We start from the raw sequence: 24,963 nt of genomic DNA, 5'->3' as shown, positions 1-24,963 counted from the left end.
ATCTGAAACTCGTAGATTTCAAGTAGTCTATACCGCACGTCCAGTTCTTCTGGTTTGATGCGCGAGTGAATATGAAAGCAGTCGCTGCGGGCGTGGTGGGGATCGCAGCTGTTCTACTCGCCAGTGGATTCGGCGTCGGATACGCAGTGGGAAATCAGGCGAACAGCAACTCGGTCGAGCAAACCTCTGCAGCCGCGGCGACACCGGCGTCGCCGCCCAGCTCGTCGAGCGCCAGCGCGGCGCCTCCGCAGAATGCGCGTGGAGCGATCGACAAGCAATTCGGGCAGCGGTCCGGGCTTGGCTGTGCACCGAGCGACAATCCATGTGACATCGAGTTCGTCCTGAGCGCCCCAATCGAACCGACCGGATGCTCTGGACAATATCCGGTTGAGAACGGTCGCCTGATCGCCCTGCCTGTGGTTGTCGAGACCCGAACTGGTGCGCAGATGGACCCGTATTCAGGCATGTGGAACCCGAACTCTCTCTCCGCCGTGACGGCGTCGGGAGTTACTGTGTCGCGGATCGCAACGACACCAACCTTCGGGTGCGACCAGTCCGATGAAACGTTCCCCGACCGGCTCGCGCCAGCTTCGAAGTACGAAGGATTCGTCGTGCTCGACATCCCAAAGGACACAACGTCGGTGATGTTCCTCCCTCATATGTCCGATGGAGGCTGGGAGTGGAAGCTCTAACAGGTGGGATCGCGATCGTTGGACAGCCGACTGATTGGATGCGCACGTGACAACACCGACCCCGCCGCCTGGCTGGTACCCGGATCCTCAGAATCCTGCGATCATCAGGTACTGGGACGGCGTCAGATGGACGGCAAACGCGCATCCAAACTCGCTGACCACCCAGCCCGCGGTTCCGCCTGCGCCTAAAAGGAAGTACGCGTGGCTCCTTTACGCGGCGGTGGCCCTGATTCTCATCGTCGCGGTGACCGGATTCTTCGATCCATCCAGCTCCACATCGAAGCCGGCCGCCAACTACCCCACCCTCGATGCATCGAAAGACCCCACTCTCCTCGATCCGTCCACGTACGAGGAGATCAACGAACGCGACTTCGCCGTCATCCTGAAGAACCCTTGGGATCACATCGGCCGCAGGGTGATCCTTCATGGCACGGTGTGGCAGTTCGATACCGCCACGGGAAGTGACCATTTCCTCGCAGAAGTCGGCACCTCGCCGACCAGGCTGATGAACAACGAACGGGCGTACATCGACGGCAGAGCGTCCGTGTTGGCGCCCTTCGTCGAGGGCGATGAGGTGACCATGCATGTTGTGGTCGATGGGCAGAAGACCTACACGTCAACGGAGGAGAAGGAGATCACTGTCCCGCAGTTTCAAGTAGCGATGATCGAACTCACAAAATGACAGATCCACGATGAACTCTCGCGCACGCACGAACTCAGGCCGCTTTGCGATACCCCGATACATTCATTCGATCTATACCGCCCGTCCCGTTCGTCTGGTTTGATGCGCGGGTGAAGAAGATGATCTTGATCAGTTCGGTCGTGGCTGGCGTTGCGCTTAGCGTCGCGGGGTGTGGCGCGGACAGCAAGACTTCGGCGCCCGCTCCGGAGACGGTCACGGTCTATCGCACTGTGACGGTCGTTGCGACCCCGTCCGCTGCGCCGACAATGACCTCTCGGCAACCTGTGGCCGCACCCGTCACCACGACTACCTTCCCTGCAGCGAAGGTCCCGAAGACCACGATCAGTGACGGAATCTACGCCGTGGGTAGCGATGTCGCCGCCGGCACTTACTCCACGACAGGACCTCGGTCGGACATGGGCGTGTGCGCGTGGACATTCTTGCCCTACAAGGGTGCCGGACTGGGTGAAGCCAACGGTGGCAGTTCGACGATGGGCCCCGGGTACATGCAACTCGACGAGGGCCAGATCGTTCAGACGATTGGATGCACCTGGACGCTCGACGGGTGACCGGCATTGCACATGCTGCGGCTGGGTAAGCAGCCTGAACAAAAATGCTTATGTTGCGTCACAGCATCTGGATTCTGTTGCACCCGCTTCTAAACTCAGCGTCGCATTGGCTCTCCCCACATTCGAGCCGGTGCTGCGACCCGCCAGCCGACCCCTAGTGGCTGGCGGGGTTCGTGCACTCTCATTCCGACAGTTTCAATTTGCTACGCCGCCCCGCCGACAAATGCCGCCAGCACATAGTTGCCGCGCCGGTGTGGGATGAGTATTTCAGCGGCCGATGTTGTCGCCCGAAGGTCGGCGCGTGCCAGCTCTTGGCTCGGCGGTGGCAACCTCTGGCGCCCGGGGTCGGAAGGACGGTTCCAACATGATCGGCCAAGCGGGACCCGCGGTGTTGGCTCCGTTGACAACCAGGGTTCGCTCGATTCAATACTCTCACCATGAAGCAGCCCGAGTACGGCGAAGGTCCGCGCCTGCGAATGTCCGCCGCCGCGATACGGTCAGCTATCTCCTAGCGGGACGACTCTGGAGTCTCGATACGTCCCGGCTCGGACGCCGACTTTGAACATACAAAACACGTCCACGACTACCTCAATAGAAGGGGTTCACACAATGCTAGAGGGATGGGTGCCCTTCGACCCCGCTGAGGGCGAATTGTGGCCTGGGTTGATGAGACCCGAAGACCATTCATGGGCAATCCTGGAGTGGATACAGGACCTCGATGTTGCATGGGCGGATCCCGACGCACGTCCCCACACCTGGGAAGCGACCGCGGTATGGCTCCAACTTGTATCCGGACTCCGGAGTGTCGACGTCGATATGACCAGCCGTGGTGCAGCCCAGTACCTGATGTGCGAATCGGCAGCCAACTACGAGGAGGCCTACAGTGACACTGTTTCGTCACACGCAACTGAATTGACTCGTCTGATATATGCCTATGCTGCGTTCGAGAACGCCGTTCGCACGGTGCGCAATTCGAATAAGACAACCGTCCTTATCGCTGAACAACTAATTTCCCCGGAGACGACGGCTCCCGCACATGCTGCTCGGATAGCGTCGAGACTTCAAGAACTCGTGCAACGAGATACCCGGCTGTCGCAGGACAAGTCTTTGAAGAATGCGCTCGAGGGCGACTCGTCAAATCCCATGCTTCGAATCCTCAAGATCGGTGCGAACATGCGGCACACGGTTGCGCATGGTTCTCGGTCCGCTTCCCCAGTACCCGTGCAGTGCGACGCAGGGGCATGGCACAAGGGTGGTTTCAGTGATCTCACTGCGACTATGGCTGCGACCGCATGCGTCCTGTTTGGCATTCAAGCAATTCTGCATAGAGCGCTGATCGATCCTTCCGTCCCCGGAACACTCAACGATTTGCGTTCGTCGGTGGTCGAAAGTAATCAAGGCACCTGGATCCCAAGGCCCGGAGGCGGTGAATGGGAATACGAAATGACTGCCGAGGCGCGCCTTTCCACGCTTCACCTACGTACGGAGGATTCACCAACAAGCGACTGACAAAACCAGGTGCACCAATTTTCGACATCCACTGTTGCACTTGATACCGGCGTACGATCCGACTCAGGGAGTGCGGCCGCCGGAACGGTCGACGACAATCCGGTCTCGGCCGCCGGCGGCATACGTACTACCCGCGTCCGCGCGACAACGATCAAAGCGGCCTCGATCGACAGCTCGGATGCTTCACTCCTCGCCGCAGCACGTGATCGACCCGACTTCCCTAACGTAATGGGAACGACTACCACTATCTGCTAGCTCATCTACGTACGCGCATCGCTCGATGAGGGGAAGCCGTTCACGGCCACAGGCGTCGGCTTGCTAGAGCAATCCCGAATGGACACCGGAGCAGGCGTGCCTCGCGGGCATCGCAATCTGTGCATTTTGCGATCAGCGCGAGGGAAGATCCCCGGACGGTAGCGCACCGGACGGTAGCGCACTAGGTCGGGTCGAGAGTCTCGCGTTACGCAGCAGACCACGGGAACGGTGTCACACAAGCACATCGCGCCGGACCCGAAGACACCCATCAGTTTCGTACCTGATCCACCTTCACAAGCGAATCGCTCCGCACCCCGAAACCATCTGGCAAAATACAGTCTTGAGAAACCAGCGCCGACAACGCAGGGTCGGACAAGAAGCGGCAGGGTCGATGACATGGATACTGCTCGACAAGCGCTTAGGTGGTCAATTCCCGGGGCGGTCTTCGTATTATTGATTTATACGGTGCAACTCAGTTTGCATTTGATCGACGGCACAGGCGATGAGTTCCCCGGCGTAAAGAATACAGGGATGGCTGTGCTATCGATTCTAGCCGGGATTCCGGTGGGTTTCATGATATATCAAGTGTATTACGCTAGATATGCACCGTTCGGCCGATCCATCTTCCACGGCGCCTCTGGCCGCCTTTACTACGTTCGACTTAACCGCGGGGCAGATATCTTCAGACGATATTTCAAATGCGGTGGGACGGCCGAATTCCTCCAATACGTTTCCAGTACCGACGCCGTCCAACGGGCGATCGAACGCCATAGTTCTGGCAGCGAATTTCCCTACGCAAGCAAGGAGCGCGCGTTCGCGATCAAGTATCTCTCGGTTCTACGTCTGAAAGACCCAGCCCTTATTTCATGCTGGGACTCCGAGGTCTGCACATGCAGTATCCGGTGCTTCTGCGTCACCGAAAAAAAACTACCATTCAGCCCCGAGCCTCGCGATGTCACGAAATGCAAGTGCGCACGTCGGCGATTCGCAGTATATTTTCGCGAAGATTGGGGTCTTGCGCAAGCGGCCTTAGATGTCGTCGACACTTTCAAAACCGGCGCTGGAATCAAGTCCGAGTACACGACTGGCTCAGACTTATATCACGCACTCGGCGCCGTGAGGATCGCCGTAGTTATGTCACTCGCCATCGTGCTCTGCTACGACATCACCCTTCACAGGGACGACCTCCTCGCAACAGGCTGGCACCAAGGAGTATTCCCATTAGTCGTTGGGCTTCTTGGATTGGCGTGTTGGATGGTCCTCACCTCCGCCCGCGAGAAAACCCTTGCGAATCTCGACGCGCGGACCGCTGCTGCTTTGTCGTGGTTTTCGCGCCACGGCGGTTGGGGATCAGGAGTGCAGGGCGCATCAACCACGCTGTAGGGGGACATCGCATTACGTGTTGTTCACGGAGACGCGGAACACCGAACGAAGTCTCCAACCGCGCCACGCAGCGGGTGAGGATTCGAGATTGACGAACAACCCCCGCCCTCGTCGACGAGGGCGGGGGCGCTGATGTGAATTACGCTCCGAAGTCGGCGATCTTGAAGCTGTTGAATGACGAGCTGAACTGGTTGAAGAACGCATGCTCTACACGTAGCGCGCCATGGCGATAGTTGGGTCCGGTGTTCACCGTCGCCGTCGCGGTAAGGACTATGGTGCCGTTCTTCTTGAGGGTGAAGTTGTCCCGGAAGAACTCCAGCCGCACTACATCACCTGTCGCGAAGGATACAGACGAATTGCTGGCGAGGTTCGTGTACGTCGGCGAGGTCAGGGAACCGGACAGCACCGAGATGAAGCACTGGTTCGAGAAGATGCCGGCGGAGATTCCGGAGCTACCGGCTGCGTTGATCCGCCCGAGCAGTGACGCGTCGGCGGTGCCGTTGGGTGCGTTCGCCCCACCAAGCACCACTTCGACGTAGCCATCGTCGGTGTTGATGGACCCGTTGGTGACGACCCCGCCACTGCCGTCAGAACCACCTGACCAGGCTAGCGAGTTGCTAACGATGGCTGCCGCGGTGCCGTACTCGGTCCAGCCGACACCACCGATCGTCGTCGAGTTCGCTCGGTTGAAGTCGTCGACGATAGAGATCGGCTGGGCGTATAGCTGTTCCCACGCCGATCCGGTCCACCGCCAGGCCTCCTTGACCTGCTCCCAGCCGGTGTTCGCGGCGTTCCTCAGGTGCATCGACTTGGCCTGCTCCCAGGCCGAGCCATTCCAGATGTGACCGCTCATGGGCTACACCGGGATCCAGTAGATGACACCGACAGTGCCTGATCCAGGAAGCGACGTCACCCGCTGGAGTGTCACATTCGTGCCGTTCGTCCCCGGGTTGCCCTGCGGGCCACGGAGGTTGATGCCGTTCCCGGCGGTGGCGTGCCACGCGCTTCCCAACCAGAGGTAGGCGCGGTCCTCACCGGACACCAGGTACTGCTTGCCGACATCACCGCTGGTAAGGGTGGGGAGCGCCCCGTAGGTTGCGACCGTGCCGTCGAGGTCCAGGCCGGGGCCAGCTATGCCCGGGTTGCCTTGGTCACCCTTATCTCCTTTGTCGCCCTTGTCGCCTTTACGCCCAATCGGGTTGGCTACCAGCGCGCCGTCGAAGTACGTCCGAGTGCCGAAGGCGTCGCCGCTCACGCTGTCGCGGGAGGAAAGGGTGCAGTAGAAGCCACCTCGGACGATGTCGCCGACGTCGAGGTAGACGTTGAACGTTTCGGAGTGCTGTCGGGTGTCCTCTGCCTGGTCGCCGCGTCGGATGACGTTGTACCCCGCGAGGCCGACCGACTTCCAGAGCAAGGCTCCGTGCTTGGCGTTCTCGTCTTCGGTGAAGGCAGGGGTCTCGTACCCGACTGTGATGGAGTACGGGCCCGCCTTGGTGATTGTGATTTCGCCATTGGCCTGGTTCGACACCGTGCAGCCCTGCGACCACCGCGTGTTGTCGAACACCCCCGCGAACATGTAGTCGCTGAGGACAGTCGGCGACAGATTCACTGCGGACGCGTTAGCGCGGTACAGGCCCCAGCCGATGCCGTTGTAGGTCTGCGGCTGGATGTCGTTCATAGTCCAGGCCGTGACGCCAGGTCCTCTGATGTACCCGAACGGGATGTCGTCCTTCGAGAAGCCCATGCCGCCGAAGCGGTTGGACAAGCCGATCGTCGCCGTGTTCCCCGCGTCGGTGTACGTCATCACCTGGACGCCGTTAACCCGCACCGAGTAGACGTTGCCGAGCATCCGGAAGTCGACCGTGTACCCCGCCTTGAGGGCGACCGAACTGATCGAAGCCCACGGCGAGTCGAATGAGCCATAGGACCCGCCACCCTTGCCGATCGTGATGCGGTCCTTGTAGATCTTGCAGTACACGAACGAACCGCCACCACTGGCCAGACGGCCGTACAGCACCGTCGGGCAACCCAGCGAGAACGCGCTACCGGTGTCAGCGACCACACACCTCACCGACATGTCGTTGGTGTCCGTGCCGGCCACGTTGTACCGCATTGAGTGGAAGACCAACTCCGCCGCCGAAGAGGCGACGTTGAGCACCTGGTTGGAGATGGCCAGTGCGCCCGCTGTGGTCAGCGACCACACGGATGCGATGCTCGGACCTGGGAAGGTCTCGAAGAAGGATTGTCCCGAGTTTCCTGCGCCCTCGTCGCCTGAGGTGTATTCGGCCAGGGTGTTGGCTACTCCCACCGCGGTCTGTGTGGCGTCGTCTGCCGCCACTACGGCGCTGTCCGCTGCCGCCTTCGCGGTGTCGAGAGCAGCGAGAGTGACCGCACTTCGGAGGGTGAATGCCACCAAGCCCCAGGAGAAGTCCCGGAACAGGCCACCGAGCCCCACCGCCCTCGTCTCCGATGCGAACCCCACTGTCCGATGAGACGAGTCGATCGGGTAGCTCGAAGAGTCCAGGTGGCTCAGGAGGGTTTGACCGTTGCAGGTGAGGACGTAGTTGCTGCCGTTGGCCTGCAGCTCGAGGAGCGCCCCTTCGGGGATGTTCACACCCGTCGTCTTCGACGTCCAGTCGCTGAACGTCCACGTTGTCCCCGACCGGGTGCCTCGCCCCAGGTACACCGAGCGGCCATGGACGTTCGCGTAGACGAACTCGGTAAGGGTGGCGTTGGCCCGGATGAACAGCGACGTCATCGCACCGACTGCGACGCCGGCGTTGTTCACCCCGGCGGCCACCGTCATGCTGTCGCTGTCCGCCACCTGTGGACAGATCGCATACCGGCGCCCAACCGCAGCGGTGATGCCGCCGGAGTTGTCGATTCGGGCCGCGTTGCCGAGGATGCCCAACGCCGCACCAGCGCCGCCTTGCACCCACCCGTTGCCGAGGACGCTGGTGTTGTCGGCCCGGTCGAACGTGTCGGTGAACTTGGCGCCGTCGGAGAGCTTTGCCTGCAGCTCCATCAGGATGCGGTTGGTGTTCTTCCCGAGTCCGGTGACATTGCCGATGAGATTGCTCACCCAGGTTCCGACGTCGTTGACGTTGCCGTCCTCGACACCGGACAGGATCGCGATAAGGTCGCCGAGGATCGGTACGTCGGCGAGGATCTCGGGGAGTTCGGTGTCTCCCTCGCCGGTCAGGAGCTTCTTGATGACGGCGTAGATGTCGCCGAGGATCGGGACGGAGAGGATCCACTCTTCGAGGTCCTCGATGCCGCCCTCGACGACACCAGTCAGTGCGGTGATGATCTGGTGCGCCGGATCCCAGATGCCCTCGTCGAGCTTCGCGCCGGCCTCGCGCAGGACAGGGATGTTGCTCAGGTCGAGCCCGGTCGGTGGCCCGAACTCGGCGCCGGTGAAACCGATGTGCGGCTTCAGTGGGTCGAAGAACTCCGGAGTCGGTCGATCGGTCATCCGATCACCGGCATCGGCCGCACCCGCAGAAACGCGCGCTCCTTGCGGGTCTGGAACCGCATCTTCGCCGACGAGTCGACACGACGGCCGAGCAGGTAGATCACCGCGGTGGTGCTGGCCGGGACGATCGTGGAACCAGCGCCCGCGGGTGCGGTCTCGTCCGCTCCGGGAACCAGCGTGCGGGCGGTCCACTCGGACTCGAACAACCCGACCGCGTCACCGGCGCCGCGCCCGAGCAACGGACCGGACACCGCGCCGAGGCGGGCCTCGAGATCCATCCGCACGTTGTTGCCGGCGACCATAAACTCGACCAGCCCGTACACATCCGGCTCGTACGCCCAGGGCTGCGGAGGAATCGTCAGCGTGGTGATGGTCTGGTATTCGCCGTTCCAGTTGCTGCCGGTGTCGACGGCCAGCCAATCCGTTTCAGAGCCGACCTTCTTGTACACGCCCGGCGACATCGCGACGGTGCCCGGCCCCCACTTGCCGTTCGACAGTTTCACCAGGACGTCACCGGTCTCGGGTTCGGTGGTGTCGTCGAAGTCCGACGCGGTTTCGATGGTGGCGGTCGGGCCCGGAACGGTCGAGTCCTCACCTGCCGGGCCGGGCTTGGCCACGATGTTCAGCTTGTAGGCGTTGGTCGTGCCGACCTGCTCGATCGAGAATCCCCAGTCCGCGCCCTGGGTGATGGTGCCCTTCGTCAGGGTCGGCGCCGGCCCGGTGGCGCCGGGGGCGCCGATGTAGTTCTCGCGGCGCTCCAGCGTCGGGGTGCCGTTGTAGAACCAGGCGTCCTGGGATCCGGTGACACCCCACCATTTGCCGAGGTCGTAGTCCGGGTCGAGGGTGTTCGGGTCAGGGAGATCGCCGATGACAGCGACGTCGCCCATGAACCGCGGGGGAACACCGTCCCGGCCAGCTTCGCCCGGGTCGCCCTTGTAGGCGAGGACGTCGACGTTCATCTCCCCGGCCTCGATCTCCGCGACACCGCGGCCGGTAGTGCGGATGTCCCACTGATCCTTCAACCGCAGCTTCAGCGTCATCGGCAGAGAGAAGTTGAAACCAGTCATCGCTCAATCTCGCTTTCCAGATCCGCCGGGATCGTCGGTGGATGGTGGTCGGGGACGTGGCGTTCGATCCATGCCAGGAGTTCGCGGATGAACCGGATAGCCGAGTCGAGAAGCTTTGTCTTGCGGGCGTTCTCCTCTTCGAGAACGTCGATGCGCTGCTCCATCCGCCCGACCCGTTCACTGAGCGGGCCGACCAGTCCGGCCGCGGCGTCGGCGATGACATGCGCAGCCTCGGCGTCGAGCTTCCCGGTCTCGGCGCGGTCCTTGCGTAGATTGCGAATCCATAGCAGCAGGGCCAGGATGATCGCGCCGAGACCGAAAGTGTCGAGCCAGTCGAGCAGCCCGGCCACGCTCAGAGCTCCGTGTCGGTGACGCCCTCGACCTGTCCGTCAATGACGACTGGAGTCTTGGCGGCCGCCCTGGTGATTCCGAAGATGGTCGCGGCGAATGTGAGGACCGCCGTCCACCCGGTTTCTGTACCGATGGAATACCACAATGCGAGCGGTGCGAGCGTTGCTAGCAGCGCGTACAGGGCGGTACGCCACGGCGAGGTGGAGTGCAGCAGGGCGAACAGCAAGACGATCGAGGCACCGGTGACCGCCACCCAGAGGGCCGCCTCCTCCTGCGAGATGTAGCCCAGGCCAGCGACCATCAGCACCGCCGCAGTGGCGTAGGTGTAGATCCGGTCCCGAGCTGCCGCCGGGATGGTGTGGCGGATTGTGTCGAGGGTGCTCATCACTTGCCTGCCTTGTCGTTGAGGAGTTCGAGGATCTTGTCGGTGTTGCGGCGGGCGAGACTTGCCTCGCGGTAGGTGCCGAGGACGTAGGAGATCAGCGAGCCGCGGCGCGCCTTGTTGGGGCTGTCCGGCTTGAGGTCTGGGTCGTCCTTGCCGTCGAGCAGGTCTACCGGGTTGACGTACCCGTCCCACACGACTTCGTTCCAGATGTCGGCGGCGCCGGCGCGGAGCCAGAACTTGCCGTCCTTGACGTTGTAGAACACCTTCTGGAACACCTGGCGGACCGGGTGGACGACGCCCACCTGGTTGTGGATCTCTGCGATCTGCTGGTCAGTCACGTTGCCTCCTGGGGGCGGTGCACCCGCACCGGGCGGGGTGTCGATTATGCGTCGGACGTCCCGCCGGAAGGCATTCATGTCGATGCCGGCGGGGTCGATCTTTCCCTCGCTGCTGTATTCCTTGTGTCCCACAACGTCGCCCATCAGGCGGCCCTCCGTCCGAGCTTGCGCATGATCGCCGCGCAGCCGCGTTTGTAGGAGGCGAGCTGCACCGGGGTCCAGTCGGATCCGTCGCCGCGGGAGACGGCCTCGACGCCGATGGTGTGGAAATTGGCGTTGTTCGTGGGCCAGCCGGGCCAGGATCCGCGGCCGGCGTGCCAGCAGACGCCCACCGCGATGATCCGCCAGGCTCCATCCCGCTCAAGGACCAGCTGCGCGAGTGGGCCTTCGAGGTCGGGGCGGCCGTTCTGGACGATGCGCCAGTCGTTGCTTCCGCCGCCGGCGGTGTGGTGGCACAGGACACCGCGGATGTCGAGGAAGTCCCCGTGTCCGCGGTCGCGCCAGCCGTCGTGTTCGATGACGTTGAGCCCCTCGGCGCGCAGTACGTCTGCGAGCCAGATGGGGTCACCAGTCCAGGTCATGGGTTGCTCCTAGTTCATGGCGAGTGTGGCGGCGTTGACGAACGAGAACAGGCGGGCGATCTTCTCGCCCATCAGCTGGCCCGGGGCCTTGTCGGGTTCGTCGTCGCCGATGATGGTGCTGACCTTCACTCGGTCTTCTCGGGTGTCTTCGACCTCGATCGAGAACGCGCGGTCGAAGAAGGTGTCCTCTTCGTCGGAGTCCTCCCAGCCGACGAGGTGGCCGGTGTCGTAGTCCTCGAACGCACCGAACGGTGCCCAGTCGATGACCTCGACCTTGCCGCGGCGTTTGCCGGCGTTCTCGAACAGTGTCTTCTCGGCGACTGCCTTGCCGGAGAAGGTGTAGGCGCCGGATCCGCCGTTGCCGAACACCTCGGGGAATCCGAACGGGCCCAGCTTCTTCTTCAGCTGGTAGTTCGTGGCCTTCATGAATGCCAGGAACACGTCGTTGAGGACACCCGACAGCGCCGACGCGAGCCCCGGGATGACCAGCCCCGCCCAGGCCAGCAGGGCAGAGATACCTGTCTCGATTCCCATCTGCAGGAGCTTGTTCATCCACGTCGGGCTGCGTCCGCCGACCACCGCCGAGTAGCCGTTGGGGTGGCTGGCTTCGACTGTGGCGTCAAGGATTCCGTCAGAGTCTTCCGACCAGATGCACGACGGCAGCTCCTGCTGCTTGAGCTTGTCAGTGATGATGTCGGCCAGGCCAGGCAACCATCCACCGATCACTGCGTCGATACCGTCAGCGATGGCCTCACCGATCGTGTTGATGATCGAGTCAATGATCGTGCCGGTGTTGATCAGGCCGCCAGTCTTCGGTCGGTCGACAACGTCGACGATGACCTGGGACTCGAGCAGGGTGACCTTGTCGGGCATCGGCTGTGGGTCCCGGCCCTTGATCCACATCCGGGCCCGCACCTGCACCGACTTACCTTTGAGGTGCTCGGTGAACAACTCATCCAGCGGCACCATCCGCGCCTGCATGGTGACCATCTCGGACGTGTCATGCAGTGCGTCGTACGGGAGCAGCGTGATCGGGCAGGCACCGGTGCGGAGCTGCAGCCGCCACACGTTGCGTTGCAGGTACCAGTAGATCCCACCCCGTAGAGGCCCGATGTACAGATCCTGTGGCGGGAACTGGACCTCCTCGAAACCGGGAAGCGGCATCGGGTACGCCATGATCGCGTGGAACCACGCCCACGTGTCGACCAAGGTGATCGTGATCGTCTTCTGGCCCTTGATCCCCCGCTTGACCGCTTTGAGGACGCGGGAGTCGAAGTGTTTCCCGTTGTACGTCACCCGGATCGGGACCACGGTGTCGTCGCAGGACATGACGAGCTTGCCGAACTCGTGGTCCCCGGCGATGACGAGTTCCCCGACACCGACCGCGTTGTGGGTGAACTTCACCTTGGCGGTCTGGTAGTCGCCGATCAGGCCGAGCGGCCCGTACGCGGAGTCGAAGATCTCCACCTCGAACTCCGCGGCGTCGCCGCGCGGAGGTTCGGTGTCGATCAGTTCGGCGTACATCTGCGCCGACCACCAGTCCAACGGTGACGGCTGATCCAGGTCATCGAGAACAGGTGCGGTCACCAGGGCCTCCTCGACTTCGGGTTGATCACAGCCACCAGGGACGAGTACTCATTGCCGCCGATCACCCGCAGCCGCGACATATCCAGCGACTTCCGCCCCGGCACCGGATAACGGAATCGTTGAGCACCCATGTCCCGGTACAGGTTCGGGCGCATATTCGACCTCGCGATGTACTTCGACCGGGAGGTGTGGATGCGGGCGACCTCACCCGGATACAGGTTCGGGGTCGTGACCACGGCGTCGCCCTGTCCGTCTGGGATCTGAAAGACTCCCGGACCTTGGATCGTGAACTCCGGTTCGCCTTTCTGGTCGCCGGAGTTGAACAGCTTGCGATCCTCCACTGGTTCGCCGTTGGTCCACTCGAACACGTCCTCGGGCCCGTACCACCATGGCCGGCCACAGATCACCGGGATCAGGTACGGCTGGAACTGGTCGAACGCCGGATCGAATTCCATGGACACCTTCGGCTGGTCCGCGAGACGGAAGTCGACGTACTTCGTTCCCCGGGACGAGTTGACGTGCAGCCGGGATTCGAAGTGGTAGTCGATGTCCGACCAGAAGCCGTCGTTGATCTCGTGGAACGGCGATCCCACGGTGCGGTGCACATAGACCGGGAGGAAGAACTCCCGCGGTTCGACGACGGCGCCGAGCCAGAATGCGCCGTCGCCGCGCGCAGTCTTGAACCACAGGTGGTTCGCCTTCGGCTCGGTGTAGTCGGCCCACCCGGTGGCGAGCACCACCCCGCCGGACTGACGTCCGACGAGGTGATGTTCCGACAGGTACCAGGCCCGCTCCGGAAGGTCCGCTGCCTCGCCCGGGCCCGCGAGGACCACGTTCGAAGTGTTGTCAGGAAAGAACGTCACCCTGAAATCCCCCTGATCTGTTCGAGCCTCCACCGGTCTTCGACCTGAGCGGAGCGGATTCCGGCCGCCACTTCTCGGCGGTCGGCGCCATTCGCGTTGACGGTGATCGGACGCATCCGGTCGAACACGCTCCCCGACGACGCTGCCGGTTGTGCGGATTGCCCTGAGCGGGCAGCGGCGAATGACGATGAGAGGGAGCTGAGCAACGCGAAGTCTTGGCCGGCGACTTGGCGCTGCTCATGGGTGAGCACCAACTCGTCGTGACCCGACGCATTGAACCCCGGTGTTCCGGTTGGCCAGATCCCGCCCGTGTCGTACAACGGAACCTGAGTGCGGAAGGCCTTCATCAGCTCGTCGGGAACCTGGGTACCCAGGGCCTTGATCGTGTCGTTGACCCAGCCGTCCACTCCCGGTGTGACCGGCAGCTGCGTCTTGGCCTCGGTGTCGCTGATCGGAATGTTCGCCAACGGCAGCGTGTCGGCACCGACCCCTGCTTGTTCTGCTTCGTCCCGGAACCCCTTCCCCGCGGCCTGGCCGATCGCGATGCCTGCCTGGGCGAGCGGGCCCATGTCGCCCACGCCGTAGTAGCCGAGGACATCGCTGACATTACTGCTGATGAATTCCTTGCCGATCTCACCGAAGAACTCGGCCCACGAACTCGGCAGCGATGAGTCTGACGTGCCCTTGGACTTGCCCTTCTTCTGTTCGGCGAGCGCGTTGATCGCCGACTGAAGTTGGTCGTCCGCCTCGTCCTTCTGTCCCTGAGTGGACTCGGGGTCGTCGTAGACCTCGTTCCGATCGAGGCGCGCCTTCTCCACCGCTCGCTCTGCCTGCCGAAGGCTCAGCTGATCGTCGGTGTAGGAGGTGGACAGGTCCGGGGCCTCCGGTGCCGGCGGGGCGTCCTTGCCCGCCTTCGCGGCGTCCCTCTTCTCCTCGAGTTCCTTGACTCGGAGTTCGGCTCGTTCGACCTTGTTCTGCGCCTGGTCGCGGTCGGCGTCGGTCTTCTTCGGGTTGGCGTTGGTGCGCTCCTGTGCTTCCTTCGCCTGCTGCACCGCGATGGCGGCGGACTGGAGTTTCTTCTCGTCCGACTCGGTCCATGTCGCCTTCTTCTTCGACGAGTCGGACCGTGACGTCGAGATGTCGCCGCCCGCAGTACCGGTGTCCTCGGCGGACTCCGAGGTGATTGGCGGCCAGAACTTCTCCCAAGGCAGGTAGAACTGGTTGTTGCCGAACTGGGCATCGAACGCGCCAACACTTCCGCCGACCTTCGCCGCACCGTACGAACCACCCGATTCGTAGTTCGTCCCGAATACCGTCGCGGCCATGTGCTCTTCGCTGGTACCGACGACGAACGGGCCCTTGGATCCGGGAACGAGATCCGGCCAGCTCCCAGCGAGGAGGTCGTAGGTCGTGCCCAGGCGCCCCTGGGGATTCTCCTCGCCGCGCGCAGCACGTTGGAGCATCGCCACGAATCCCGAGCAGTCAGCGCCAGCAAACGACGCACCACCCAGGTCGTATGGGACGCCATCCATTTTGGCGCCGACGTCCTCGATACGGTCCCTGGCGAGTCGGCCGCCGGCCTCGAATCCGGGCAGCTTCGGGAAGGTGCCGGCGTTGATCATCGCCAGCTCTTTGTCGTACCTCTCCGACATTTCGTCGTTGACGACCCACTCTTTGCCGTTCACCTTCGCGATCGGGGTGCCGTCGGGAAGGACCGCGTAGATGTCGTCGACCGCTGTCCGTGCGGGCATCCGACCACCGACTGCGAATCCAGGCAACCGGCCACCGGCCTCGCGCCCGTACTGGTCGAGGTTGTAGCTGTACCCCTCGGCCCGGGCGGTGTTGTTCACCCGGTCGATCGTTTCGATGTACAGCTGAACGTTCCGCGGCTCGGCTGCCTTGTTCAGCTCAGTGTTGACCGTGGTGACATCGCGAAGGAAGTCGGCAAGCGCGATGACGACCTTCGGGTCCGCGGTCGTGGCGCTGATGGCCTGGAGGTCGGCGAGGGTGAGTTGCTTACCCTCCCGGATGCCATCCATGATCAATCGCGTTTCGGGCGAGGCGGTTTCATTGTCGAGCATCTTCAGGATCTGATCCGTCTGAAGTGCGGACAGTTCGAAACCGGTCTTGTCCAGGGCGACGCTCGGGATGGCCTTCGCGTTGTTGAGGAGGTTGATCCGGCCGATCATGTCGGCCAGGACGGCCTTCGCCTCATCGGAATTGGCGACGATCCGGAAGGATCCGTCTTCCATCTCCTCGACGGAGAAGCCGAGTTCCTCGACCTTCTTCTTCGCCTCGTCCGTCAGACCGCGGACGATGACAGTCTTTTCGTCGGGGACCGACTCGACTGTGGCACCGAACTCGTTGAACTTCGCGCGAAGTTGATCGGTGACTGGGATCGCCTCACCGAGTGCCTTGTTGCTGTCGAGCTGGGCTTGCGAGACCCGGTCCAGCGATTCCTTCTGGGTGTTGATGTTCTGGGTCAGGGTGACGGCGGACTCGTTGCCGTCGTCCATCCCGTCGATCAACTCTTGAAGGCTTGCGATCGCGGGCTTGTACGGTGCGCCCGCCTGCGCGAGGGTCCGCTGCACCGCGTTGTAGCGGTCGATCTTCTGGTTCAGGGTGTCCCAGGAGTCGCCCTCTTTCAGGAGTCCGGATACCAACTCTTCCCGCTGGATACCGGCGCCCGCGTAGGACTCTTCGTGGAACGTCTTCTGACCCTCGAGCCCTTTGTCGACATTCTCTCGACCCACCGTCGCGACACGACCGTACGCAGCCTCGTCGCCTGTCGCGGCCTTCACGTAGTCCCGGACGTCAAGACCATAGGACTGGAGACGCTCGAGGTCACCTGACGCTTCCGCGTCCTCGGCGATCTTGCGCTTCGTCTCCATGGTGATCTTGCCGGTCTGAGCGTCGAGGGTTGACTGCAGCGCCTTCTCCGCTGCCTCCTGCTCGCGGGCCTTCTGCTCAGCCTCAGCGTGCTTGGCGGCAATCTGACCGATCGCCCACGACGCAGCCATGATCCCGGCGACCCACGGGCCACCCATGACGTTGATCAATCCCTTGGCCGCCCCCGCCAGACCCCGTGTTCCAGCCAGCGCTGCGCCGCCGACAACGCCGGCGAACTGACCGACCGACGCGCCAGCCTGCCGCAGGGTGCCACGGAGACCACCAGTCGCCGTACCCAGCGCGCGCTGTTCAGTCGCCCAGTCCCGCGTGCGACCGGTGACCCGCCGGTACGACTCGCCCATTTCGTTGATGGCCGGCACTCGAGCTTCGAGGGTCGCGAGACCGGCGGCCCACTCGCCGAGCGGCTCTGCGTTCTCCGACAGCGACTCGCCCAGGCCGTCGAACTCGGCCGACGACTGGGCGGCCAGGGACTGCTGGACCTCCATCTCCTCACGGAAACCCTTGAAGGTGTCCGCCAGTCCACCAACCTTCTCGGCGGCGGTGTCGGCCCAGGACGACAGGGTGTCGTCCACGTCGAAGGTCTTGACTGCAGCGAATGCCACCGCTGCTGCCTGCACAGGGACCGGCAGATCAGTGAACGCGGAGACGAGTTTGCCGACAGTGTCGACAACGGGACCGATGACCTCGCCGGCGTTCTGAAGACCGCCGATGATCCCGTCCGTTGCCCCGGAGATCTTGCCCGCTGCGTTCGTCGCGAAGGACTCGAGAGGTCCATCGACCAGTTCATAGACCTTCAGGCCGAGAGTTTCCGCAGCGTTCTGTGCGGCGGCCATGGCACCGGGCAGCCCCTGGGTCTTCGCCGCAGCGACCTCGGCGGCTGCCCCTTGCCGGTTCACCGATTCGAGCATGGAGTCGAAACCGCCGGCGCCCTGCTGGGCAGCGATACCCGCGAGGCGCATGGCATCGGACCCGAACAGAGTCGCAGTCGCCGCCTGATACATCTCGGGCGTCATGTTCTTCGCGGCTTCGTCGAGCTGACCGAACAGCGACGACATGCCCACGAACTTGCCCTGGGCGTCGTACACGGTAAGGCCGAGATCCTTGATCGCGCCCTGCGCAGGATTCGAGGTATCAGTGAGCGCGAGAAGCGTCGACTTGAGCAGCGTTCCGGCGTCCGAGCCCTGGATGCCCGCGTTCGACAGCACGCCGAGGGTGGCGGCCGTGTCCTCAATCGTCAGCCCGAACTGGTTGGCTACGGCACCGGCCTGCTGCAAACCGTATGCCACATCGGTCATTTCGGCCGACGAGGCATTCGCCGTATTCGCGAGCACGTCCGCGGTCTTGCCCGCATAGTCGGCGCTGAGCCCGAATGCCTGCAGCGCCTGCGACTGGATCGTGGCAGCCGAGGCCGCATCGATCTGCGCCGCAGCCGCCAGCTGCAGCGTCCCCTTCGCCGCCGACATCGACTGCTCGACCGTGAACCCGCCCTTGGCAAGTTCGGTCATCGCCGCGGCTGCATCGGATGCGGAGGTGTTCGGCAACTCGATGTCGTTGCCGAGTTCCTTCGCCCGCGCCGACACCGCCGCCATCTGCGAGGCGGTTGCACCGGACACGGCCGACATGGTGTTCAGGGTGGTGGTGTAGTCGTTGCCGATCGTGATGATCTGCTTCGCAACAGAAGCGGCGCCCGCCGCACCGAGAGCCAGACCGAACGCACCTGCGAACTTGGTCGCGGCGCCCACAGCGGGCTGCAATCCGCGTTCGAGCTGGTTCGGGACATCTCTCGTATTGACGCCGACCTCGATGTCGATCCGGCCACCGGCCACTGCGTCACCTCCGCTTCTGCTATTCGCTGCTAGGTTCTGGGATCGGCTCGAATTCGATTCCGCGCAAGCGCATGTATTCGGCGACCGACAAGGTGCCGTCCTCGTTCGCCTCAGGTGTCTTGTACAGATCGACCTGTTCCTGGTACATCTGCCGGCGGACTTCGTCGATCGCGGGAGGACGCAGAGCGACCGGCCGGATCAGCGGCATCGGGGGAGGCTTCAGTCCGAGCATTTCCCGGCGTGCACGTTCGGCCGCAACCTTCGGGTCGTCGGGGTCTGTGATCCGGTCGGCGTATGCGCTGTTGAGGGTGTACTCGATGCGGTCGAGGAGCATCGCCCAGTTCTCGGAGTCGCGCTCACGTTGGGCGTCGAGTTCGCCGGCCCGCCGCATGTAGGCGAGCGTGTCGATCCACGGCATCTCCTCGAGCGCCGACTGAAGGTCGATGCCGAAGTGATACCGCAGACCGCACAGAGCCCTCGCCCGTCCGTCCTCGGTGTGGAGGTCGGCTAGAGCGCGAGGAATTTTCCCTGTTCGTTGACCAGCCCCGCGATCCGGTACATCCCCCGGAACAGTCGGTCGGAGATGATCTCGGGCAGGTCCTTCATCTGCTCCCACAATGCGGTCGCGTCACCCGATTCGGTGATGCTCTCGAGCTGGGCGATCATGTGCTGGTTGAACTGGTCCTCGACGTCCTTGACGAACTGCTCGGCCAGCTTCGTCCGGTCTGCCTGGGACAGCGCCCGCTGCTCCGCTTCGGGCAGTGAGGCGATCGGGTGCGGCGGCGGGGTGTAGTGCAGCAGCTTCGACGCTGCGATCACTTCGAGGCCGGTGAACGACCGGCGGATGTGGGTGGTCACGCCGCCGAACTCGACGAGGACGGGCGCGAAGGTGATGTCGGCGGGCGGCAGGGTGACATCCTGGCCGACCGCGAGGAGGGAGTCGAGGGGGAACGGGGCCGGACCGCTTTCGGTGGCAGCGGTCCGGGCCTCGTTCTTCTTGTTTTCGCCTGGCATTGCTCGTGTTCTCCTGTTCGGAAGAGATGGACTTAGACGGTGATTCCGCCGTTGTCGGTGCCGAATTCGCGGACCTTGGCGAGGGCGAGGAGTTCGAACTCCCAGCCGTCGAGGTCCTGGCCGCTGAACGAGCGGGGCGGAGGCGTCACCAGACGGACGCGTTCGCAGTAGAGGGCGGTCTTGTGCCGGAAGTCCATCGCTCGCCAGATGAAGGCGAAGTCTTCGCCGGCGCCGCGGATGAACTCGTACACCTCGTCGGCTTCGATCTCGACGACGGAGCCGCCTTCGAGCCGGGTCAAGGTGGTGGCCTTCGACCGGTCGACGGCGCGGAACTTCAGCCGTTCCTTCAAAGGTCCGGTGGTCACGTCGTATGCGGCGTCACGGTAGTTGAACACCTCGTGTTCCTTCAGCTCCCGGGTGGGGTTGAGGTCGAGGCCCTTCTGGATACCGCCGAACGCATCCCAGGTCACGGCAGGGACGGAGGGCGGTCCGGTGACCGCGGGGGTGACGACGGGCGAGGCGAAGATCGCCGCGCCGGGGAACGCTGTTCCGGCCGGTGCTCGGAAACCGTCGCCGTCGAGGTAGGTGACGGCCTTCTTTGGATCCGCGTAAGTGCTCATGGGTCGCTCCTTTTCACGCAGTTCGGCCCACCTGGTGTGAGCGCTGGGTTGTTGAGGTGTCCCGCCCGATACCTGGGCCAGGCAGCCGGGCATCGGGCGGGACGATTGGGGGCGCTCAGAGCGCCGGTATCAGGGCATCCAGGCGAACTTGGGTGCCGTATCCATCCGCATGGTCAGTTCCACCCGGACGGGGGCCCGATAGAGAGGCAGGTCCTGGCCGCGGGTCTTGTCGATCAGGTTCATGGGTCCGTCCACCCAGTTCCCTGCCCACCCGCAGTTGCGGAAGGCGATGTTGGAGGATCGGTCGATGATCTCGCCGGCGAGGCCGCCGATGTCCCAAGCGATCTCTTCGGGGTCACCGGACGGGGGCCACTCCAGTGTGGGGCGGCCTGGCACCCACACATCGATCTGCACCATCGGCTTGCGGAGCATCGCGTCGCGGCCGGTGGTGGTCGCCGACCGGCAGGTGACGAACGGGCGAGTCAACTTCTCCGGGACGTCCCTGGTCGAGATGAACTCGGCGGGCACGACTGCGGCGAAGTCGTCGTCTGTCCGCAAACGGTCACGCACCGCGGCGGGCGCGAAGGGGATCCGCGTCTTCTCGGTCACTTCGGCTCCCATCCGCGGTAGTCGCCGTATCGGCGAGCCTTGTTCGTCAACACCGCATGCGGCGGAGTGTCGACCGTGCCGTATTCCTTGAAGACCGCGTCCTCGTCGGTATCGGCGACGAACACCCGTTGCCCGTCCGTCTCGACGGTGATCCCGTCCCGGTAGTCGCCGGTCAACACCGGCGCGTCGGCACGTGACTCGTCCGCGATCGTCCAGCCGATCTCGAGCCTGTCCTCGAATGAAATCTCGAAGGTCTCCGCCCGGGCCCGACCGTCATAAATGGTGAGTCGGGCCACCATCTCAGGGCTTCGATTCGTCCTTGGCCGCGGACTTCGCCGGGGTGCGCTTCGCCTGTACCGCGGCGGGCGCCGGCGGATCGAGCGGACCGTCGACGGACCGATCAGCGTCGGCGGTGGCGACCGGCTTCTCGCCCGACGTCGCCAGTTCCGCCGCTTCCGCTTCGGCGCCTTCGACCAGCGCCGCCAGCTTCAGCTTCTCGAGGTGCTCGAGATGGGCACGGGAGCCACGGGCGGTGACGTTCTTGCGGCCCTCATCGTCGGTGTACCGATACAGGTCGTCGACCGCAGGCTCCTCGGACGAGCCCAGATCGGCAGTATCGTTCTCAGCCATGCTGATTCACTCCTACATGTCGTTGGAACGCCGCACGATGGCGGCGATGTATGCGGCCCGTCGTGGGCCGCGGACCGGTCGGCGCGCACGGGTCTTGCCCACAACCTGGTAGATGGCCCCGTCCTCGTCGCGGAAGCTGTCCCGCTCAGCGGGCAGAGGATCCAATCCCGGGGCGAGAAGGAGGACGTAGGAACTCGTGACGTGCCAGTCCTGAAACTCGACGTTGCCCGCGTCGACAGACGAGGCCGACAACTGCCGCTGCTGCAGCAGTCCACGCCACGGGACCTCGGTCGGCGCAACCGGAATGCGGTTGTTGGTCGACTCGTCGTACTCAGGTTCGTTGTACCGCAGCAGGGTCCACGGTTCCGGGAAGCTGGGCATCAGAACACTCGAATCGTGAAGGCGCCCGGGTTTGTCTCACCCACATCGGGGTCGAGCTCGCCGAGTTCTTCGTCGGTGAAGTAGATGAGCCGAGGGTCGGCGTCTACGTATTGCTCGGTGTTCTCCGGATACTGGGTGCTCCGGACGCGCAGCCCGGTGCGCATCACTTCGAGCGCACGAATGACCGCGGTGACAACCGTCCCCTTGACGAGCGCCCGGTCGAGTGTCCCGTCGAACATCCGTGCGTCGACATCGAGGTAGCGGCGCGACCTCAGTTTCGACGAGGCATAGGCGATCAACGACTCGACCTGGGTGACCTCGGGATCGGCCAGGGTTTCCCCTAGCCGATCCTCGACGTCAACCTTGGTGATGAGCGGTTCAGGCGGTGCCGTCACCGTTGCCCTCGTTTCCGCCTTCGCCCTCGTCGCTACCGTCGCCGGTGCCGTCGTTGCCTTCGTCGGCAGCGCCAGCCTCAGCCTGGGCAATTGCGGCGAGGATGTCGGCCTTCTTCTTCGCGTCGCCGAGGTCGATGCCCTTCGTCTCGGCGAACGCCAGGAGCTCGGGGACCTTCCACTGATCGGACGGTGCATCGCCGGGGAAGTCCTGCTTCTCGTCCTCGATGCGCAGCGTCGACCCGGGCGGCAGCCAACCGCCGTTGTCGTAGGCGAGATCGGCGACAGGGTCCTCGGCCCAGGCGGCCGGGTTGGTGATCTTCGCGGCCGCCCAGTCCGGCACCACGTCAGTGGGACCGAACTGGTGGTAAGTGCCGACTTCGTCGAGGACGTGGACGACCGCGGACAGGCGGCGTCCCATCAGAGCACCTTCGCGATCATGGTCGCGTTGGCGTTGCCGAGGATCGGCAGGCCGACACCGGACGCCTTGGTCCAGCGGCCGACCGGGTCGTTGTCGATGTAGGAACCGACGACGATGCCCGGGGCCTCGGATGCGTCGATGCCGTAGTCCGGCTCGATGGCTTCCGCAGTGGTGCCCCACAGCGTCTCACCGATCTTGGAGGCGCCGGTGTAGAGGACCGAATCGTCCGGGATCAGGCGCAACGGATCGCCGTCGAAGTCCTCGACCTGGGCATCGAAGATCTCGAACGCCGGGTGCCCGAATGAGGTGAACAGGGCGTTGACCTGTTCGCGGGTCACGATGCCCTGCGTCGAGCCCGGGGGCAGGCAGTAGGCCCGGATGGCGGCGTTCTTCATCAGGTTGGACATCACTCGCTGCGAGGTGATGGCCCGGATCGGGTTGCCCGAGTTCGAGACCCGGAACGTCGAGAACCAGCTCTCCTGGTCGCCGATCGGATCCCCCGCGCCGGACCAGACCGTGCCGGCCACGACCGTGTGACCGGCATTGCGGCCGAAGTCCACCTCGATCTCCAGGCCATCCTCGGCGAGGTTGACCTTCGCGGTCGTCAGCGCCTGCGCCTTGGCCACGATGAGGCGGGTACGCAGCGCATCCGCCAGTTCGACGGCGTCGTCCTGGATGAGGTTAATGATCGCGGTGTCCGCCTTCCGAAGGCGCAGCCGGTCGTATTCACCGAGTCGGCGCTTCTCCGAGATCGGGGGCAGCTCACCGGAGATCCGCTTGATGCCCTTCCGCTTCGACTGCGGAGCCTCAACGTCCCAGGTGCGGAACTTCGCCATGCGCTTGAGGCCACGCTCGGTGATGTTTGCCCGGAAGTCGACATCGTCAACTACGAGGTCGGGCAGCAGATCGTCGATCAGCGCGAGGTCGTTGATGGGTCGGTCAGCGAGCGCTTCACGCACGTAACCGGTCAGCTCGACCGGGGTGATGTAGTCGCTGTTCAGTACAAGTGCCATTGCTCAGTCTCCTTAGAAGTAGCGGATGTCCCGGGCAGTGGCCTGGCCAGCTGCGTTGACGGACGTGGGCAGCTTCGCCACGAGTGCGGCGCCGTGCCACAGGAGGGCGCCGACGACGACGGTGGCTCCCGCAGGGACCTTCGTCGCGGTGAAGAGGTGCCCTTCGATCGGGTCGGTGTCGCCGTTGGACCACAGCCCGTATCGGCCGCCGGCGACCTTCTTCAGCGGCAGGCCCGACTTCAGCCAGCCGTCGGGGTAGTGGGTGCCCGCGGTGAACGTTGCGACGCTGATGTTGATGTTGCGTGCGGTGTCCGTTCCATGCGCGGACGCGAGCCAGGACTGGTCGTCCTGCCCGAAGGTTTCGGTCTTGATCTGCAGATCCATGGTGAATTCCCTCCTTCAGAGGTTCAGTTCTTCTTGGGGTTTCGCGACTGATAGGCGGCTCGACCGGCGGCCATCGACCCTGTCGCTTCGCGCGACCCACCGCCCTGGCGGCGGTCGGGCTTCGGGGCCTTCCGGGTGCCGCCTTGCGCGGCCAGGTACGGCTTCTTCTTGATCAGGTCGTCGATCGCATCGGCGATCTCGTCCGGATCAACTTCGCCGTCCTCGGTGACCTCGAACTGATCAAGGTCGAGAAATCTGTGTGCGTCGGCGGGATCGGACAGCTTCCCGGCGGCCGCGGCCCGCACTTCTGCGGCGATGATGCGCGCGTTAGCGCGGGCGGTCAGGCGCTCTTCGATGACGCGCTCGCGCTCGTCGTCGTCGGATTCCTTGACCTTGGGCTTGCCCTTCGCGGCGAGTTGCGCCTTGAGCTGCCGGTTCTCCCGCACGGAGGTAATCCGGCGGCTCCGCTCCTGCTTCCGCTTGTCCTTCTCCGCGGCGAGCGCCTTCTCCCCCTTCGGTCCGAGGGCTCTGTCCTCGTCTTCGTCAGGGTCGTCGTCGGTATCGGCGTCAGGTTCGTCGTCCGGTTCTTCGTCCTGATCGTCGTCGACCGGGCCCTTGTCGTCGGTGTCTCCGTCGCCCTCACCGTTGCCGCCGAGGACGGGCCAGATCGGCTTACCCCTCTTGGTCAGTCCCAGTGCGGTGAGACCAGTGACGGCATGGATGGGCAAGATGGTGCTCGACATGCGGATATCCCCTTCTGTCGCCCGTTGCAGGCATGGAGCCACCCCGTGCGAGTGGCGGTGAGAATCCCTGCACTGAGCAGGGCGAATATGGGCATGACAAAGGCCCCGGAGCGGTTGCTCACGGGGCCTTGTCTGTGGTGTGTGTTAAGCGGGGAGGTGCAGGAGGTGGGTGTAACCGCTCTTGATCAGGCTATTCTTCAGCCTCGGTGACGGAGAATTCTTCTCCAACCACTGTGCGATACCCTGCTCCTTCTCTTTCGCGCTGGCGCGAGAGAGTCCGAGC

The 24,963-nt window shown here is 63.8% G+C and carries 27 protein-coding genes; 5 read left to right on the top strand and 22 right to left on the bottom strand.

The features are described 5' to 3' along the window. Positions 1-65: 65 nt before the first annotated feature. The 5 genes from JWS13_RS39245 to JWS13_RS39225 all read left to right on the top strand — a co-directional run bounded on the left by JWS13_RS39245 (position 66) and on the right by JWS13_RS39225 (position 5,090). A complete protein-coding gene (locus tag JWS13_RS39245; RefSeq protein WP_206010644.1) occupies positions 66-692 on the top strand; it encodes a hypothetical protein in 627 nt (208 codons plus the stop codon). A 46-nt stretch (positions 693-738) separates the two neighbouring features. Continuing rightward, on the top strand, positions 739-1,374 hold the full coding sequence (locus JWS13_RS39240; RefSeq protein ID WP_206010643.1) for a DUF2510 domain-containing protein: 636 nt from the start codon (positions 739-741) through the stop codon (positions 1,372-1,374). A gap of 266 nt (positions 1,375-1,640) precedes the next feature. Next, positions 1,641-1,943 carry a hypothetical protein gene (locus JWS13_RS39235; RefSeq protein WP_206010642.1) on the top strand — a complete coding sequence of 101 codons (303 nt, stop codon included), beginning with the start codon at positions 1,641-1,643 and terminating at the stop codon, positions 1,941-1,943. Positions 1,944-2,759: 816 nt separating this feature from the next. Then, on the top strand, positions 2,760-3,452 hold the full coding sequence (locus JWS13_RS39230) for a hypothetical protein (RefSeq protein ID WP_206010641.1): 693 nt from the start codon (positions 2,760-2,762) through the stop codon (positions 3,450-3,452). Between the two features lie 651 nt (positions 3,453-4,103). Beyond that, positions 4,104-5,090, top strand: a complete 987-nt coding sequence (locus JWS13_RS39225) for a hypothetical protein (protein ID WP_206010640.1) — start codon at positions 4,104-4,106, stop codon at positions 5,088-5,090. Positions 5,091-5,229: 139 nt separating this feature from the next. Here JWS13_RS39225 and JWS13_RS39220 read toward each other — a convergent pair whose 3' ends face one another. The 22 genes from JWS13_RS39220 to JWS13_RS39120 all read right to left on the bottom strand — a co-directional run bounded on the left by JWS13_RS39220 (position 5,230) and on the right by JWS13_RS39120 (position 24,680). Further along, on the bottom strand, positions 5,230-5,943 hold the full coding sequence (locus JWS13_RS39220; protein WP_206010639.1) for a hypothetical protein: 714 nt from the start codon (positions 5,941-5,943) through the stop codon (positions 5,230-5,232). 3 nt (positions 5,944-5,946) lie between these two features. Beyond that, the gene (locus tag JWS13_RS39215) at positions 5,947-8,565 is read right to left on the bottom strand and encodes a DUF7257 domain-containing protein (protein ID WP_206010638.1); all 2,619 of its coding nucleotides are present in this window, start codon (positions 8,563-8,565) and stop codon (positions 5,947-5,949) included. After that, the gene (locus tag JWS13_RS39210; RefSeq protein WP_206010637.1) at positions 8,562-9,605 is read right to left on the bottom strand and encodes a hypothetical protein; all 1,044 of its coding nucleotides are present in this window, start codon (positions 9,603-9,605) and stop codon (positions 8,562-8,564) included. The genes JWS13_RS39215 and JWS13_RS39210 overlap by 4 nt, the downstream gene beginning before the upstream one ends. Before the next feature lie 23 nt (positions 9,606-9,628). Further along, positions 9,629-9,982: a hypothetical protein gene (locus JWS13_RS39205; RefSeq protein ID WP_206010636.1), complete on the bottom strand. Its 354-nt coding sequence runs from the start codon at positions 9,980-9,982 to the stop codon at positions 9,629-9,631. A gap of 2 nt (positions 9,983-9,984) precedes the next feature. After that, the gene (locus JWS13_RS39200; protein ID WP_206010635.1) at positions 9,985-10,368 is read right to left on the bottom strand and encodes a phage holin; all 384 of its coding nucleotides are present in this window, start codon (positions 10,366-10,368) and stop codon (positions 9,985-9,987) included. Continuing rightward, positions 10,368-10,850, bottom strand: a complete 483-nt coding sequence (locus JWS13_RS45755) for a hypothetical protein (RefSeq protein WP_241032502.1) — start codon at positions 10,848-10,850, stop codon at positions 10,368-10,370. Before JWS13_RS45755 ends, JWS13_RS39200 begins: the two co-directional genes overlap by 1 nt. Then, on the bottom strand, positions 10,850-11,287 hold the full coding sequence (locus JWS13_RS45750) for a peptidoglycan recognition protein family protein (RefSeq protein ID WP_241032501.1): 438 nt from the start codon (positions 11,285-11,287) through the stop codon (positions 10,850-10,852). Before JWS13_RS45750 ends, JWS13_RS45755 begins: the two co-directional genes overlap by 1 nt. Before the next feature lie 9 nt (positions 11,288-11,296). After that, the gene (locus JWS13_RS39190) at positions 11,297-12,874 is read right to left on the bottom strand and encodes a Gp37-like protein (protein ID WP_206010634.1); all 1,578 of its coding nucleotides are present in this window, start codon (positions 12,872-12,874) and stop codon (positions 11,297-11,299) included. Continuing rightward, the gene (locus JWS13_RS39185) at positions 12,871-13,737 is read right to left on the bottom strand and encodes a hypothetical protein (RefSeq protein ID WP_206010633.1); all 867 of its coding nucleotides are present in this window, start codon (positions 13,735-13,737) and stop codon (positions 12,871-12,873) included. Before JWS13_RS39185 ends, JWS13_RS39190 begins: the two co-directional genes overlap by 4 nt. Further along, the gene (locus JWS13_RS39180; protein ID WP_241032500.1) at positions 13,734-18,473 is read right to left on the bottom strand and encodes a phage tail tape measure protein; all 4,740 of its coding nucleotides are present in this window, start codon (positions 18,471-18,473) and stop codon (positions 13,734-13,736) included. The genes JWS13_RS39185 and JWS13_RS39180 overlap by 4 nt, the downstream gene beginning before the upstream one ends. A 19-nt stretch (positions 18,474-18,492) precedes the next feature. Further along, on the bottom strand, positions 18,493-18,891 hold the full coding sequence (locus JWS13_RS39175; protein ID WP_206010632.1) for a hypothetical protein: 399 nt from the start codon (positions 18,889-18,891) through the stop codon (positions 18,493-18,495). Positions 18,892-18,980: 89 nt separating this feature from the next. Further along, the gene (locus JWS13_RS39170) at positions 18,981-19,487 is read right to left on the bottom strand and encodes a hypothetical protein (protein ID WP_206010631.1); all 507 of its coding nucleotides are present in this window, start codon (positions 19,485-19,487) and stop codon (positions 18,981-18,983) included. Between the two features lie 32 nt (positions 19,488-19,519). Then, complete coding sequence (locus JWS13_RS39165; RefSeq protein ID WP_206010630.1) at positions 19,520-20,107, bottom strand: hypothetical protein; 588 nt, start codon at positions 20,105-20,107, stop codon at positions 19,520-19,522. A 129-nt stretch (positions 20,108-20,236) separates the two neighbouring features. Further along, complete coding sequence (locus tag JWS13_RS39160) at positions 20,237-20,716, bottom strand: hypothetical protein (protein WP_206010629.1); 480 nt, start codon at positions 20,714-20,716, stop codon at positions 20,237-20,239. After that, positions 20,713-21,015 carry an HK97 gp10 family phage protein gene (locus JWS13_RS39155; protein WP_206010628.1) on the bottom strand — a complete coding sequence of 101 codons (303 nt, stop codon included), beginning with the start codon at positions 21,013-21,015 and terminating at the stop codon, positions 20,713-20,715. Before JWS13_RS39155 ends, JWS13_RS39160 begins: the two co-directional genes overlap by 4 nt. Position 21,016: 1 nt before the next feature. Further along, positions 21,017-21,346 (bottom strand): hypothetical protein, encoded by a 330-nt coding sequence (locus tag JWS13_RS39150; protein WP_206010627.1) that lies wholly within the window; start codon positions 21,344-21,346, stop codon positions 21,017-21,019. 12 nt (positions 21,347-21,358) lie between these two features. Continuing rightward, entirely contained in the window at positions 21,359-21,727 is a 369-nt protein-coding gene (locus JWS13_RS39145) for a hypothetical protein (RefSeq protein WP_206010626.1), read from the bottom strand. Then, complete coding sequence (locus JWS13_RS39140) at positions 21,727-22,122, bottom strand: hypothetical protein (RefSeq protein ID WP_206010625.1); 396 nt, start codon at positions 22,120-22,122, stop codon at positions 21,727-21,729. Before JWS13_RS39140 ends, JWS13_RS39145 begins: the two co-directional genes overlap by 1 nt. Next, the gene (locus tag JWS13_RS39135; RefSeq protein ID WP_206010624.1) at positions 22,106-22,540 is read right to left on the bottom strand and encodes a hypothetical protein; all 435 of its coding nucleotides are present in this window, start codon (positions 22,538-22,540) and stop codon (positions 22,106-22,108) included. Before JWS13_RS39135 ends, JWS13_RS39140 begins: the two co-directional genes overlap by 17 nt. Then, positions 22,540-23,553 carry a major capsid protein gene (locus JWS13_RS39130; RefSeq protein WP_206010623.1) on the bottom strand — a complete coding sequence of 338 codons (1,014 nt, stop codon included), beginning with the start codon at positions 23,551-23,553 and terminating at the stop codon, positions 22,540-22,542. The genes JWS13_RS39135 and JWS13_RS39130 overlap by 1 nt, the downstream gene beginning before the upstream one ends. 12 nt (positions 23,554-23,565) lie before the next feature. Beyond that, positions 23,566-23,937: a potassium transporter gene (locus tag JWS13_RS39125; protein ID WP_206010622.1), complete on the bottom strand. Its 372-nt coding sequence runs from the start codon at positions 23,935-23,937 to the stop codon at positions 23,566-23,568. 23 nt (positions 23,938-23,960) lie between these two features. Beyond that, a complete protein-coding gene (locus JWS13_RS39120) occupies positions 23,961-24,680 on the bottom strand; it encodes a hypothetical protein (protein ID WP_206010621.1) in 720 nt (239 codons plus the stop codon). Positions 24,681-24,963 lie beyond the last annotated feature (283 nt).

Origin of the sequence: Rhodococcus pseudokoreensis (assembly GCF_017068395.1) — a bacterium.
Lineage (GTDB): Bacteria > Actinomycetota > Actinomycetes > Mycobacteriales > Mycobacteriaceae > Rhodococcus_F > Rhodococcus_F pseudokoreensis.
Note: the sequence above shows the minus strand (reverse complement) of the source record. Positions and strands in the feature narration are given on the sequence as shown.